The following is a 614-nucleotide window of genomic DNA, read 5'->3' on the forward strand; positions in this document are numbered from 1 at the left end:
CGCACGCCCCGCTGCGCGGCACTGAAGACTTCATGCAGAAGCAATCGGCCGGTGTGGTCATCGTGCCAAAGGTAGTACATGAGGTCGAGCGTGCGAACCGCACTTCTCGCCGCCAGAACGCGTGCGGCGAAGGCGTCATAATTGTCCGAAACGAGCAGCAAGCCGCTCTTGCCGGCTTTGATCTTGTCGTCCGTCGTTCGCGCGATGGAGACGTCCATGAATTGGGTACCCTCGAACGGCTCTGGAGCCGCCCTTGCTCAAAATCATAGCAAGAACACTTCAGGGCTAATCTGGTTGCATGGGGACCTGTCCAAGCCTTGGAGGTCCGAGCTTGGGGTTCCGCTCAGACGCGCATCCCGACTGAGGGTTTCGATTTCCGTTTAGCGAGATCGGCATCGACCTTGTGCTGTATGCGCCGCTGTTTCTGGGTGGCTTCGGCACCGTTTCGGGCGGGCGAGATTCTTCTCCGCGAAGCAAAAAAGCGCCTTGGCTGCAGTTCGGCGATGCAACCAAAGACAGTTTCTGTCGTTTTGCCCCGTTCGATATTGGGGGATTTCTTGGCAGCATCCAACCAGGACAGGKCGAGCGCTGCATTTCGCAGCGCCGGCGAGATG

1 protein-coding gene and 1 pseudogene are annotated in these 614 nt (G+C 58.7%); both read right to left on the reverse strand.

What is annotated here, in order from left to right; all coding sequences use genetic code 11:
- Positions 1–218, reverse strand: a pseudogene (locus tag AC1DX0_RS36775) (phospholipase D family protein); the annotation flags it as partial.
- 125 nt (positions 219–343) lie between these two features.
- On the reverse strand, positions 344–614 hold a 271-nt coding region (locus tag AC1DX0_RS36780), incomplete at its 5' end, for a hypothetical protein (protein ID WP_477359560.1).

Source organism: Mesorhizobium sp. P3_A9 (assembly GCF_056402975.1).